Genomic DNA, 13979 nt, shown 5'->3' with positions numbered 1-13979 from the left:
AATGCAGTCCAATTACGGCTTTGTTGTTCCGGTTTATAATCATCCACATTATTTAGCAGATTTAATTTCTTATCTGGACAGTTTTGATCTACCGATTGTGTTGGTCAATGATGGAAGTGATGATGCTTGTAGCCAAATTTTAAAAGCATTGGCAGAGCAATATTCTCAAATTCATTTTATTGAACAGGAGGTAAATAAGGGGAAGGGAAAAGCCGTAATGACTGGTTTACGTGCAGCCTATGAGCTTGGTTTAAGCCATGCATTACAACTCGATTCAGATGGTCAACACTGCTGGGATGACATTCCAAAATTTATTGAGCAGTCTCGACAACATCCAGATGCGATGGTAATTGGTCAGCCATACTTTGATGCCTCTATTCCTAAAAAGCGCTTATATGGCCGTTACATCACCCATTTTTGGGTCTGGTTAAACAGTTTGTCTTTTGAAATTAAAGACAGCATGTGCGGGTTTCGCGTGTATCCGCTTGAGAGCACAATAAATGTTTTAAATAGTGCTAAATTTCAGCCACGTATGGGCTTTGATAGTGAAATTTTAGTACGTTTAAAATGGGAAAATACTCCTTTCATTAATGTACCAACACCTGTGGTTTATCCAGAGCAGGGTATTTCTCATTTTCATGCTTGGCGAGATAACTTAGGGCTAAGTAAAGCGCATGCAACCTTGTTTATGGGGATGCTGGTTCGCTTACCAAAGCTATTAAAACAAAAGCTGCAAGGTTAATTATGACAAATTCAGCTTCACCAAAATGGAACGACATTAAAGAGCGAGGCGGTATGTTGCCCCTCATGCTGATGTTGTGGTTTTACCGTTTTGGTGGACGTTGGTTATGCAAGTTTGTGATGTACTTCGTCATCATGTGGTACTGGTTATTTGCTGTCGCAGCAAGACAGGCCTCCTTACTTTATTTACAAAAACTGCATCATTTTGCTGGATCGCAGTCTCCCTTTAGCCTCCAACCAAATTGGACAAATAGCTATGCGCATTTCATGCAATTTGGCGAATGTATTTTAGATAAGATTGAGGGCTGGCTAGGTAATATTCCCGAACAGGAACTGCAAGTTTTTGGACATGAAAACTTCTCTCAGCATTATCAAAAAGGTGCTCTGATTATTGTCTCTCACTTTGGCAATATTGAGTTGCTTCGAGCTATTAAGTCAGAGCATCCGCAGAAAATTAATGTGTTGGTTTACCAAAAGCACGCGACAAAATTTAATGAGTTTTTGAAAAAGATAAATGATAAGGCAGATGTCTGTCTTTTATCAGTTGATGAGCTGGGTATTGAAACTGCAATGCTGCTGCAAGACAAAATGCAGCAAGGTGAGTGGGTCATTGTGGCGGCAGATCGAGTACCTGTGCAGTCAGATCGCGTACAGCATGTTGATTTTTTAGGGGAGTCAGCAGCTTTCCCACAAGGTGCATGGATTTTAGCAAATTTACTCAAAGTGCCTGTTATTGCGGTATTTTGCTATCGAGTACAGCAGCAGTTTCAAGTGCATATTCACTCAATTGCTGAGCAGATAAATTTACCTCGTGCTAACCGTATTGAAAGTATGCAAACCATCACTAAAACATACGTTGCCGTACTAGAACAGCATTGTCTGCGTGCCCCTTATCAATGGTTTAATTTTTATAATTTTTGGACGAAATAACATGCGTGTGTTAACCGTAGGTGAACAGCCACTGAGTATTGAAGATGTTGTTTCTGTAGCCAGAGGCGAATGTCAGGTTGCTTTACCTGAAACGTCTGAGTGGCGTGAACTAATTCAGAAAGGCGCTGATTTTCTCGATCAACTCCTTGAAGAAGAAGGCGTGATCTACGGTGTGACTACGGGTTATGGTGACTCATGTTTGGTTGAAGTGCCATTGCATCAGGTTAATGAATTACCGCTGCATCTTTCACGTTTTCATGGTTGTGGTTTAGGTGAAAATTTAGATGTCATCACTGCTCGTGCAGTAGTTGTGACGCGTCTATGTTCATTGGCTCGTGGTTATTCTGGTGTGTCGATAGCACTACTTGAACGTTTGGTTTGGTTGCTGAACGAAAATGTAATTCCAGTCATTCCCTCTGAAGGTTCAGTCGGGGCAAGCGGGGACTTAACGCCTTTGTCTTACATTGCGGGAACTTTAGTCGGTGAGCGTGATGTGTATGTTGATGGGAATATTGTTCCAGTTGCTCAGGTGTATGCTGAAAAAGGCTTGCAGCCTTTAACGCTCAGACCAAAAGAAGGTTTGGCGCTTATGAACGGCACTGCGGTGATGACAGCAATTGCGTGCTTAAACTATAAAAAAGCAGAGCAGATTGCTCTTGCAAGTACCTTAATTACCGCGCTGAACGTGTTGGCTTTGGAAGGAAATCCAAGTCATTTTGATGAAGTGCTATTTGCCCAAAAACCACATCCGGGGCAGCAACAGATCGCCAAGCAATTACGTGAATGGCTGAACAGTGAAGTACAAACAGCACATCAAAGCCCACGTTTGCAAGACCGTTATTCGCTTCGTTGTGCACCGCATATTATTGGTGTGTTTGAAGACTCAAAAGTATGGTTGCGTCAGTTTATTGAAAATGAGCTGAATTCAAGTAATGACAATCCACTGATTGATCCAGTCGGTATGCGTGTATTACATGGCGGTCATTTTTACGGTGGGCACATTGCACAAGCAATGGATAGCTTAAAAATTATGATCGCTAATATTGCTGACTTGATGGATAGACAGATTGCACAGCTAGTCGACCATAAAATGAATCATGGTTTACCGCGTAATTTAACAGGTGCAACGGCTGAACGTTTGCCGCTAAATCATGGTTTTAAAGCGGTACAAATCGGAGTATCAGCGTGGACAGCTGAAGCTTTGAAAAATACTTTAGCAGCTTCAATTTTTTCACGTTCAACCGAATGTCATAACCAAGACAAAGTGAGTATGGGTACCATTGCTGCGCGTGATGCGAGCCGTGTGATTACCTTGACACAGCAAGTCATTGCAGCACTTTGCTGCGCGAGTGTGCAGGCGATTCATTTAAAAGGTTTAACGGCACAGTTAAGTCCAACATTGCAAACGTTTATGCAATGGACCTTACAAAGCTTTGCATTTGTCGAAGAAGACCGACCATTACAAACCGAATTACAACAGATTGTTGATCGTTTAGACCAACTTGAATTGTTTAATCAACCAGAATTTATGGGATAAGGTGAGCCAATGCATGCAGATGTAATCATTGAAATTCCATTTCATGATGTCGATACCATGAATGTGGTTTGGCATGGACACTATTTAAAATATTTTGAGATTGCGCGCTGCAAATTGCTCGATCAATTTCATTACAACTATATGCAGATGAAAGAATCAGGCTATGCATGGCCTGTGATTGAAAGCCATGTTCGCTATGCATACGGTATTGAGTTTGAACAAAAGATTCGGGTTCGGGCCATTTTAAAAGAATGGGAAAACCGTTTGAAAATTGATTATTTGATTTTTGATGCTGAGTCAGGAAAACGTTTAACCAAGGGTTATACCACACAGGTGGCGGTGAATATTGAAGCTCGTGAAATGTGTTTTCAATCGCCACAGGTTTTGTTTGATCGCTTGAATGCATGGTCTGAGTTTCAACCGAAGAGGAATGCGTGATGTCTCAATTCATCAAAACTTTAGGTTTAGGTGCTGCTGTTTGGATGAGCAGTTTAAGTGCGGTCTATGCAGCGCCAACACAGATCACTCAAATTTTTCAGCAATTGTCACAATCTCCTACGGTTCGTGCTGATTTCGAACAGCAAAAAAAATTGCCATCGTTGAATAAAACTTTTGTATCGAACGGCTCTTTGTTGTTCTCAAAATCTTATGGTGTAGCGTGGCAAATCAAACGACCTGTGCAAGCAGATTTGATCGTTACCCCAACCAAATTGATACAGAAAACTCAGCGTACATTTAGCCAAATACAAGTTGATCAATCGCCATATAGTTCGGTCGCGACTTTATTCTTACAGCTCATGTCTGGTAATGAACAGGCTTTGGCAAAGAATTTTAATGTGGTAAGTGCGAATTATAGTCCAGCGGGTTGGAGTATGAGCTTAACTCCGAAAAGTAGCTTGTTTAAAAAGTTATTTGTGCGTGTTGATGCTCAAGGTCAACAGTTCGTCAACCAAATGGTGATTACCGAGAAAGCGAATAATTTAACGACCATTCGCTTTAGTCACCAGACTTCTCAACCGACGACTCTAACGGCTGCTGAGCATGCGATTTTCCAACTGGCAAAATAAGTTCACCGCGCTTTGGTTAATTGCCCTGTTACTGATTGCTGCGGGGCTTGGCGTGACGTGGCTGAATAAAGATATTCATATTCAAACTAATATTTTTGCGTTATTGCCTAAAGTTCAGCAAGACCCAGAACTTGCACGTACTCAGCAGTACATGAATGAGCAACTCAACAATAAAGTATTTGTGGTGGTAGATGCCAAAGATGAAGCTGCGATACAACAAGCGACTCATTTCTTAACAGCGCAGGCCAAGCAAAGCCAGTTGTGGCAACCGCTGAAGCCACAACTTGATTTTGATCAATTTGCAAAACAGTTGTATCAACATCGCGCAGGATTGTTGAGTGCTCAAGATCAAGCCTTATTGCAAAAAAAGGATTATGCTGCGCTGACTGAACAAAGTCTGATGCAGATGATGAGTCCAGGTATGCCTGTCACTGCTGAGTCACTTAAGCAAGATCCGCTATTATTGTTCCCTCGTTATGCCATGCAGTTGGCAACCCCGTCACAACAAAATATTGAAATGGAGCAGGGTTTTGCCACGATTCATCATGAGCAAGGTATCTCTCGGCTTTTCGTATTACAGTTGACGCAAAGTCCATACAATATTGATTACCAAGAACAGACCTCTACTTGGATTGAACAAACTAAGCAAAAGCTAGCTGCAATGGGATTAAAATCTCATTGGACTGGAACTATTTTATTTTCAAATTTTGGGACGCAATCGGCTAAGCAGGAAATCTCAACAATTGGTGTTGGCTCGACACTGGGCTTAATTTTTCTGGTTTGGTTCGGCTTTCGCTCACTGCGACCTTTGGCAACCGAGTTTATTGCAGTTTCGACTGGAAGCTTTGTGGCGTTTGCGGTCACACATTGGGTGTTTGGTGAAATTCATCTGATGACATTGGTCTTTGGTGCAAGTCTGATTGGTGTCTGTGTCGACTTTTCATTTTATTTTATGGCGATGCAATCGCAGCATAGAAAGCTTGGTGGTTTTCAAATTTTAAAACCGCTATTACCAAGCTTGTTTATGGGCTTAATGACCACATTGGTTGCTTACATCTTTTTGAGTTTTACCCCATTCCCAGGATTTAAGCAGATTGCGGTCTTTTCAATTGTGGGATTAACTGCGGCGTGGATCAGTAGTGTACTGCTATTACCAAGATTACCTGCGCTCAATGCTCAGCCAGCAATAAAAGCTTTATCGTGGATTGGACAAGCACGCTTATGGTTTCAACAGCGTGCCAAAGTTCGTTATGGCTTGATTGCAGTCATTTTAGCAGTAGGGACAGTTAGTCTTTTCTATCTTAAAAGTAATGATGATATTCGTAACTTACAAGGTATGGACGCGAGGTTAAAGCAGCAAGACCAAGTGGTTCGTGAGCAATTTGGCCAGCAGCAAAGTAGTGATTATTTTGTGGTGCGTGCAGCATCTGCAAATGAAATGCAGCAACAAGAGCAGCAACTGATTGGACATTTGCAACAGTTACAGTCACAAGGGAAAATCAGTGCATTTCAAGCTTTAGGACAATGGATTCCACCATTAGCAGAGCAGCAAAGTAATCTACAATTATTAAGAAATATTCCAAAAGCGAGTTTGCAGCAATATGCACAAAGTATGGGCCTAAATGTCACTGATGTTTTACAGTGGCAACAGCAACTAGCGGCACAACCGTTATTAGATTTTTCAGTATTTAAAGATCACCCTTTAGCTTTTTTACAACCTCAAGCCAATGAGCGATTAGTGATGGTGACAGGGGTGAAACAACCTGACGCGTTAAAGCAACTACAGAATGATCACATACATTTTCAGCAACCGATTACTGCAATGTCGCAAATGTTTGCTGAACATCGGGTGCAGGCTCAACATCTTCTGACTTATGCCTTAATTGGTCTGGCAGTTGGTTTGGCGCTTATTTATGGATTAAGTTCGATTGTACCTTTGGTCTTGCCAGTCAGCTTGGCATTATTGAGCACTTTTGCTGTTCAGGCATGGTTAGGTGTCGAGATTAACCTGTTTAGTATTATGGCAACTTTTCTGATTATTGGGATTGGCGTCGACTATGCAATTTTCTACCGACATGGACATGACCATCCACAAGTAGTTGGAATGGCGTTATTTTTATGTATGATGTCGACCTTACTCGGCTTTGGATTACTTTCATTTAGCCATACTTATGCAATTCATTGTTTTGGTTTAACGGTTTTATTCGGGGTTATTTTCTCGTTTATCTATGCGACTTTGTTAACGCCCGCAGATGAAAAACATATTGTAAATTTACAAGACCATTCATAATTTGAATAAATTAAAAAGGAAGTTGTGCTATGAGCACTATAGAAAAAATTGATGTCGTGATTATTGGGGCTGGGCCATCAGGTAGTTCTGCTGCTGCACTTCTTCGAAAAAAGGGCTATACCGTTACGGTCATTGAAAAACAGTATTTCCCTCGTTTTTCGATTGGTGAGTCATTATTACCGCAGTCTATGGCGTTTTTAGAAGAGGCTGGCTTATTAGAAACAGTCCGTGAGCATGTTGAGCAATATGCTTTTCAATTTAAAAACGGGGCGGCTTTTTTACGTGGCAAACAGCGTAGTTTTTATGACTTTACAGAAAAATTTACGGATGGTCCGGGAACAACTTGGCAAGTTCGCCGTGCAGATTTTGACAACTTACTAGCAAAACAGGCTCAAGCTTATGGTGCTGATATACGCTTTGGGCATGAGGTTTTAGATGTTGATGTTGCATCTGAACAGCCTGTACTTACAGTAATTGATGAAGAACAACAGCGATATCAGATTCAAACTAAATTCTTGTTAGATGCGAGTGGCTTTGGACGAATTTTGCCAAAGTTATTAGATCTAGAAAGTCCATCAAATTTTCCGGTACGACGTGCGTTGTTTACCCATATTGAAGACGGAATTACGGATGATCCAGAATTTGACCGTAATAAAATTTTAATTACTGTCCATGAAAAAGATCATCGTGCATGGTATTGGTTGATTCCATTTGCAGATGGACGAGCTTCTTTCGGTGTCGTTGCAGAACAAGATTTTTTTGACAAATACACGGTCGAAAATGCTGAAGATAATGAGCCTGAGGCAATGTTTAAGCGTATTTTGGCTGATGAGCCAAGCTTGTCACATGTCTTGCGCCGTGCAAACTTTGATACACCAGTGCGCACCTTGGTTGGTTATTCAGCGAATGTAAGACACTTGGCAGACCGCAACTATGCGCTATTAGGTAATGCGGGTGAGTTTCTTGATCCAGTCTTTTCATCAGGTGTAACGATTGCTCTTAAATCTTCAAGTTTGGCTGTTCCTTTAGTTGAACGAGTTTTACAAGGTGAACAAGTCGACTGGTTAGAAGAATATGAAAAACCATTACGCCGTGGTATTCAGGTGTTTCGTGCCTATGTTGAATCATGGTACGAAGGTGAGTTCCAAGATGTGGTGTTTTCGCAAAATCAGAATGAAGGCATTCGCCGTATGATTTCTTCATTATTGGCTGGTTATGCGTGGGATGAAAAAAATCCAATCCATAAAAATGCCAAACGTAGACTCAGAACTTTGGCAGAATATTGTCGTGAAGGCTTGGCGCAAGAACAGGTACTTGAGGGATAACCATGCAACGCAAATGGGCAACGATATTACTCAGTAGCTTGATATTTTTAAATGGTTGTCAGGTTATGCCACATGCTAAAGGGCTGCAAAGTCCACTATGGCAGGCTCAGACTTATCAAAGGCAAGATCAGGTTGAGGTTCAGTGGAAGCAGCAAAGTTTTAGCTTCTTGCTATATCAACAGCAAAAGGGTGCTGTACTAGATATGGTTGCTTTGAGCCTGACAGGTCAACAATTATTTAAGTTACAGTTTGATGGGCATCGGGTTCATGTTGAACAACGTATTGATCAAATGCGTTTATTGCCTTTTGAGTTTGTAGTGCGTGACCTTTTGTTTGCGACATACCCTCAGTTTTCGCATTTAGGGCAGCAAGCTGTAGAGATGAAACAACAAGCAGACAAGCAGGTTGTTTATATTGAAAAGCAACCTGTGTTGCAGCTTAAACAGGGACAAGGAAGCATTGAATTGATTAATGAACAAGTCCCTTATACCATGACGCTGAGTTCGATTGAGAATACCTTACAGACAGAAGAAAGCCCTACGCCATGAAACATCTACCTTCAGAAAATGCAGCTCCAATGGCAGTAGGCATACAATTTAGTGTTGGTTTGTCAGCTTTAGGCTGCGAACTTAATCAAATTAAACAAGCATTACAGCAGCCGCAGCAAACCTTGAGTTTGCGTAATGATTTAATCGCTGATCGTGATGTTTGGGTGGGACAATATACGCATCCATTATGTTCGAGTGTACCTGCTGCTTTGCGGTCTGTAGATTCACGTAATTTACATTTTGCCTTAACCGCGTTATCTAAAATCGAAACAGAGTTAAAAGCTTATACAGCATCCTTTGAACATAAACGTTTGGCCATTGTGGTGGGCACATCGACTTCTGGTATTGCAGATAATGAATTATTACTTAAGCAATATTTTCAAGGGCAAACAGATCTATCGATATCACACTATCCTCAAGAAATGAGCTGTTTAGCGAAAGCATTGCAGCAGTACTTAGGATGGGAAGGACCTGCATATACGATTTCGACAGCTTGTTCTTCAAGCGCTAAAGCATTAGCTGCAGGGCAGAGATTACTTCACGCAGATTTAGCCGATGTTGTGCTGGTCGGTGGCGTTGATACCTTGTGTAAGTTGACCCTAAATGGATTTAATAGTCTAGAAAGTTTATCTGGACATATTTGCCAACCCTGCGGTGTAAGCCGTGATGGTATTAATATTGGTGAAGCTGCTGCGTTTTTTGTGCTGAGTAAAGAACAAGCACCAGTCATGTTAATGGGAGCGGGTGAATCTATGGATGCATGGCACATTTCAGCCCCGCATCCTGAAGGCAAAGGTGCCGCTTTAGCTATGCAACGTGCATTAGATATGGCACATATTTCAGCTCAAGAGGTGGGCTATATCAATTTGCATGGAACAGCAACTCCACAAAATGATGCAATGGAAATTAAGGCTGTAAGACAAGTTTTTGGGGATTACCCAGTGGCTTTAAGTAGTACAAAACATAAAACGGGACATTGTCTGGGTGCAGCGGGTGCCATAGAAGCTTTTGTTTGTGAGCAAGTTTTAAAAGATCAAAGTTGGTTGCCTTTACATCAAAGTGTTGAGGTTGATCCAGATTTGGCTGACCAAAACTATGTGCAAGAAGCTGAACTAAAACAATCCATTCGCTATGTCATGAGTAATTCTTTCGCTTTTGGGGGAAGTAATATTAGTCTTGTTTTTGGAGTAAAACCCTAATGAAACTAGATGCAATTCAATATATTCCTCATGAGCAACCGATGGTATTTATTGACCATTTAACGGATGTTGCAGAAGGGTGGGCGCAAGCAGAACTAATGATTACACCAGAGCTCATGTTTTGTGAAGCAGAAGGTTTGCCGACATGGGCAAGCATTGAAATTATGGCACAAACAATTAGTGCTTATTCAGGCTGGCAGGGTCAGCAGTCAAAACAAGCACCAAAAGTCGGTTTCTTATTGGGAACGCGTAAGTTAAATTTACCCATCCCTTATTTCGCCTTAGGTTCACGATTGATCATTCAAATAGAACAACAATATTTTCATGAAGGACTTGGGCAATTTTCCTGTGAAATTCAATATGCTGAGCACTGCATTCAGGCAACGTTAAGTGTATTTGAGCCAACAGAATCACCATTTGAATAACCACAAAGAATTAGGAATACATTGTGACAAGACGAATTTTAGTAACAGGTTCAAGTCGAGGAATTGGGAAAGCGATTGCATTACAACTAGCAAAGGCTGGTTTTGATGTAACTGTACACGCGCGTTCACGTCAGGCAGAGGCCGAGCAAGTTGTACAAGAGATTCGAGCTTTAGGACAAAATAGCCATTATTTAATGTTTGATGTAAATGAGCGCCAGACGGTTCAACAAATTCTAGAACAAGACGTAGAGCAGCATGGCGCTTTTTATGGTGTTGTATTGAATGCTGGTCTTACTCATGATGGGGCTTTTCCTGCTTTAACAGATCAAGATTGGGATGAAGTGATTTCGACCTCTTTAGATGGTTTCTATAATGTTTTAAAACCACTCATCATGCCAATGATTCACTTACGCAAAGGTGGCCGTATTGTCACTTTATCTTCTGTGTCTGGAATTATGGGTAACCGTGGTCAGGTTAACTATAGTGCTGCAAAAGCAGGTCTGATTGGTGCGACCAAAGCCTTAGCACTCGAATTGGCGAAGCGAAAAATTACTGTGAACTGTGTAGCTCCTGGACTGATCGAAACCGAAATGGTGACAGATGAAGTCAAAGAACATGCGCTTAAAATGATTCCGCTGCAGCGCATGGGACAGGTCGATGAAGTGGCAAGCGTGGTGAAATTCTTGTGTTCAGATGAAGCCTCTTATGTAACCCGACAGGTGATCTCTGTAAATGGAGGACTCATCTGATGAAACGTGTAGTTGTGACAGGAATGGCAGGCATTACCTCTTTAGGTGAAACTGCCGATGACATCTTTGCGCGATTTGAAGCTGCTAAAAGTGGTATTCGTTACATGCCGGAGTGGGAGCAATATGTTGATCTTCGGACCAAGCTTGCTGGCCCTGTGGAAACATTCCATGTTCCAAAACACTTTAACCGTAAGGTTACCCGTGGGATGGGGCGTGTAGCGCTCATGTCTGTGGTTTGTGCCGAAACTGCTTTACAAAATGCTGGGTTGCTTGGGCATGAAATTTTATCTAGTGGCGAAGCGGGTGTTGCCTTTGGGTCTTCTGCGGGTAGCGTAGACGCCGTGGGTGAGTTTGCAGGCATGTTGCTTCACCAGAGCATGAGTAAGATTAATGCCACCACTTATATTCGTATGATGGCCCACACCAGTGCGGTGAACATGACCGTATATTTTGGTCTAAAAGGATTAACTCTACCTACCTCAAGTGCATGTACCTCTGGTTCCATGGCAATTGGGCAAGCTTATGAAGCAATCAAATATGGCAAACAACAAGTCATGATTGCGGGTGGTGCAGAGGAACTCAGTGCGGCAGGTGCGGCAGTTTTTGATGTATTGTTCGCAACCAGTGGAATGAATGATCAACCTGAAAAAACACCACGACCATTTGATGCTAAACGAGATGGATTAGTGATTGGTGAAGGGGCAGGGTGTTTAATTCTCGAAGAATATGAACATGCCAAAGCACGAGGTGCTCATATTTATGCAGAAGTGATTGGCTATGGTAGCAATACCGATGGTCAACATGTAACTCGTCCTGAATCAGAAATGATGGGGCGCTGTATGGAGTTAGCGCTTAAAGATGCATCTGTAGAGGCTAAAGACATTGCCTATGTAAACGCGCATGGTACCTCAACTGATCAGGGCGATGTGGCAGAGAGCCAAGCCACTGCAAAAGTTTTAGGCTATAAACCAATCAGCTCTTTAAAGAGTTATTTTGGACATACGCTGGGGGCGTGTGGGGCTATTGAAGCTTGGTTAAGCATCGAAATGATGAATCGTGGCCGTTTTATTCCAACTTTAAATCTAGATGAAATCGACCCGCTATGTGGTGAACTAGATTATATCGTTCAGCAGCCGAGAAATTTGGATGCTGACATTATTATGAGCAATAACTTTGCTTTTGGCGGAATTAATACTTCGCTTATTTTTAAACGTGTTAAACAATAAGGAACACAACAATGTTAAATAAAAAACTTTTATTTGTAGCAATGCTAAGTGCGGGTTTTACTGCCACTGTTCAGGCTGGAGATGAAGTACATCAGTTAAATTTTAAAGAAGCTGTAGACCGTGCGGTTGCAGATGGGACTTTGGATGGTTCGGTAAAGTTTTATTTAAAGGGTACAAAGTCTGGTGGTAAAGTTATTCAAAAAGATGCTGTGACGAATAAAAAGACCAATGGTTTTGGTAAGTTGGCAGCAACTTCTTGTGACTGGGTTTTGCGTTCAGCACTAATCCAAATGCAAAACAATGCCAAAGCACAAGGGGCAAACGCCGTGACCAATATTGTGAGCTATTTTAAAGCTAATGAAACAACGAGTACGACAACTTACGATTGCTATAAAGGCACCATGATGGCGGGTGTTGCTTTAAAAGGCGATGTCGTTAAATTCTAATAATTTTAAGTAAGGTCGAGATAATGTCTAAGCGCAAAATTGAAGTCTATACACAGGCATTATCTCAGCTTCTTTTAAAGTCTAAACAAGATTTTCCAGACTTCCGTTCATTTAATCATTATAAAAAACAACAAATACAGAGTGTCAGAAATAGACTGATTGCAGAGAAACTACAAATCAATTCAATGGAATTGGAGTTTGCCAAGTATAAACATGGTAAACCTTATTTGTTGAATCACAATTTGCATTTTAATCACTCACATAGCCAACAATACTACGCTTTAGCCATGAGCGAACATGTTAAAGATATTGGTGTGGATGTTGAGGAACTTGATCGGAATGTACGCCTAGATGCTCTAGCAAAACATGCCTTTCATCCCGATGAATATAAAACATGGCTAAGCTTAGAACAAGATAGAGAATATTGGTTCAAAGTCTGGACCACGAAAGAAGCTGTTTTAAAAGCTTCAGGATTAGGCATACGTTTAGATTTAAATACGTTAAATACTCAGGCACATCCTACTGATCATGGTGGAGTCTGTTCTCATCCACTTAATGGAACATTTGCGTATCAGAATTTTATTATTGGCAATATGATATTAACCGTGGCATGGCGTTCAGAGTTATCTTGCCGTGGTTTTCAGTTTCCATCTATTCAGCTTCACTCGCTTGATCGTTAATAATATAAATAGCACACATAAAAAAACCGCGTATTACGCGGTTTTTTTATTAAAAGGGAAAGCTAAAATATTAAGCTTGACCTTCAACAGCAGCAGCTTGAGCACGTTGCATGTTAGCTTCGAACTCTGCATCAAAGTTGATTGGAGTAAGAAGTAACTGTGGGAAGCTACCTTTAGTTACTAAATCATTTACAGCTTCACGTAAGAACGGGAACAAAATATTCGGGCAGTATGCGCCTAAAATATAAGGTAAACGCTCTTCTTCAATGTTGTCGATCAAGAAAATACCTGATTGAGTTACATCTACAATGAACGCTGTTTCGTTGTCGTTATCAGCTTGTACCACAACTTTTAAAGAAACTTCAAAGTGAGTTGGGTCAATCTTTTCTGCAGCAGAAGACAGATTGATATTAAGTTCAGGTTGCCATTGTTTAGTAAAAACCTGCGCCCCAGGAACCTCAAAAGAAATATCTTTTGTATAAATACGCTCTAAAGCTAATTGTGGTTGAACTTGTTGTTCTTCGCTCATTGTTTTTTCCTTAATATGGATGCGATGTTAAGCCAATAATTCGTCGAGTTTACCTTCACGCTCTAAAGCATAAAGTTGGTCAAAACCACCGATAAACTGATCGTTAATGAAAATTTGTGGGACAGTACGATGATTTGTGCGTTGCATTAATTCAACACGTACTTCGGGTGCTTCAACAGAAAGATTTACTTCTTTATAAGCAACACCTTTACGCTCAAGTAACTGTTTAGCACGAACACAATACGGGCATACAGAAGTTGAGTAAACAATGACATTTGCAGCCATGA

The 13979-nt window shown here is 41.2% G+C and carries 16 protein-coding genes; 14 read left to right on the top strand and 2 right to left on the bottom strand.

Annotated elements, in window-relative coordinates:
- Position 1 precedes the first annotated feature (1 nt).
- The 14 genes from J663_RS09830 to J663_RS09765 are packed head-to-tail and all read left to right on the top strand — an operon-like array spanning position 2 to position 13163.
- The gene (locus J663_RS09830; protein ID WP_033849418.1) at positions 2 to 742 is read left to right on the top strand and encodes a glycosyltransferase family 2 protein; all 741 of its coding nucleotides are present in this window, start codon (positions 2 to 4) and stop codon (positions 740 to 742) included.
- Positions 743 to 744: 2 nt separating this feature from the next.
- Positions 745 to 1671 carry an acyltransferase gene (locus J663_RS09825; protein WP_033849417.1) on the top strand — a complete coding sequence of 309 codons (927 nt, stop codon included), beginning with the start codon at positions 745 to 747 and terminating at the stop codon, positions 1669 to 1671.
- A 1-nt stretch (position 1672) separates the two neighbouring features.
- Complete coding sequence (locus J663_RS09820; RefSeq protein ID WP_033849416.1) at positions 1673 to 3208, top strand: HAL/PAL/TAL family ammonia-lyase; 1536 nt, start codon at positions 1673 to 1675, stop codon at positions 3206 to 3208.
- A 9-nt stretch (positions 3209 to 3217) separates the two neighbouring features.
- A complete protein-coding gene (locus J663_RS09815) occupies positions 3218 to 3646 on the top strand; it encodes an acyl-CoA thioesterase (protein WP_000542808.1) in 429 nt (142 codons plus the stop codon).
- Positions 3646 to 4275, top strand: coding sequence for a LolA family protein (locus tag J663_RS09810; protein ID WP_033849413.1), 630 nt, complete (start codon positions 3646 to 3648; stop codon positions 4273 to 4275). Before J663_RS09815 ends, J663_RS09810 begins: the two co-directional genes overlap by 1 nt.
- Positions 4250 to 6565 (top strand): MMPL family transporter, encoded by a 2316-nt coding sequence (locus tag J663_RS09805; RefSeq protein WP_033849412.1) that lies wholly within the window; start codon positions 4250 to 4252, stop codon positions 6563 to 6565. Before J663_RS09810 ends, J663_RS09805 begins: the two co-directional genes overlap by 26 nt.
- A 29-nt stretch (positions 6566 to 6594) precedes the next feature.
- Positions 6595 to 7890, top strand: coding sequence for an NAD(P)/FAD-dependent oxidoreductase (locus J663_RS09800; protein WP_033849410.1), 1296 nt, complete (start codon positions 6595 to 6597; stop codon positions 7888 to 7890).
- A gap of 2 nt (positions 7891 to 7892) precedes the next feature.
- Entirely contained in the window at positions 7893 to 8438 is a 546-nt protein-coding gene (locus J663_RS09795) for a DUF3261 domain-containing protein (RefSeq protein ID WP_033849408.1), read from the top strand.
- Positions 8435 to 9637, top strand: coding sequence for a beta-ketoacyl-[acyl-carrier-protein] synthase family protein (locus J663_RS09790; protein ID WP_033849407.1), 1203 nt, complete (start codon positions 8435 to 8437; stop codon positions 9635 to 9637). Before J663_RS09795 ends, J663_RS09790 begins: the two co-directional genes overlap by 4 nt.
- Complete coding sequence (locus J663_RS09785; RefSeq protein ID WP_033849405.1) at positions 9637 to 10062, top strand: 3-hydroxylacyl-ACP dehydratase; 426 nt, start codon at positions 9637 to 9639, stop codon at positions 10060 to 10062. The genes J663_RS09790 and J663_RS09785 overlap by 1 nt, the downstream gene beginning before the upstream one ends.
- Before the next feature lie 23 nt (positions 10063 to 10085).
- Complete coding sequence (locus J663_RS09780) at positions 10086 to 10811, top strand: 3-ketoacyl-ACP reductase FabG2 (RefSeq protein WP_081404693.1); 726 nt, start codon at positions 10086 to 10088, stop codon at positions 10809 to 10811.
- Positions 10811 to 12037, top strand: coding sequence for a beta-ketoacyl-ACP synthase (locus J663_RS09775; protein WP_033849403.1), 1227 nt, complete (start codon positions 10811 to 10813; stop codon positions 12035 to 12037). The genes J663_RS09780 and J663_RS09775 overlap by 1 nt, the downstream gene beginning before the upstream one ends.
- An 11-nt stretch (positions 12038 to 12048) precedes the next feature.
- Entirely contained in the window at positions 12049 to 12483 is a 435-nt protein-coding gene (locus tag J663_RS09770; RefSeq protein WP_033849401.1) for a hypothetical protein, read from the top strand.
- A gap of 23 nt (positions 12484 to 12506) precedes the next feature.
- Positions 12507 to 13163, top strand: a complete 657-nt coding sequence (locus J663_RS09765) for a 4'-phosphopantetheinyl transferase family protein (RefSeq protein WP_033849398.1) — start codon at positions 12507 to 12509, stop codon at positions 13161 to 13163.
- 70 nt (positions 13164 to 13233) lie between these two features.
- Here J663_RS09765 and secB read toward each other — a convergent pair whose 3' ends face one another.
- Together secB and grxC are read right to left on the bottom strand one after the other, a co-directional pair.
- Positions 13234 to 13692, bottom strand: coding sequence for a protein-export chaperone SecB (gene secB / locus J663_RS09760; RefSeq protein WP_002115005.1), 459 nt, complete (start codon positions 13690 to 13692; stop codon positions 13234 to 13236).
- A 27-nt stretch (positions 13693 to 13719) separates the two neighbouring features.
- Entirely contained in the window at positions 13720 to 13977 is a 258-nt protein-coding gene (grxC, locus tag J663_RS09755; protein WP_002114715.1) for a glutaredoxin 3, read from the bottom strand.
- Between the last annotated feature and the right edge of the window lie 2 nt (positions 13978 to 13979).

It is taken from the genome of Acinetobacter sp. 826659 (assembly GCF_000588515.1).
GTDB lineage: Bacteria > Pseudomonadota > Gammaproteobacteria > Pseudomonadales > Moraxellaceae > Acinetobacter > Acinetobacter pittii.
This window is presented reverse-complemented; position numbering and strand designations above follow the sequence as displayed.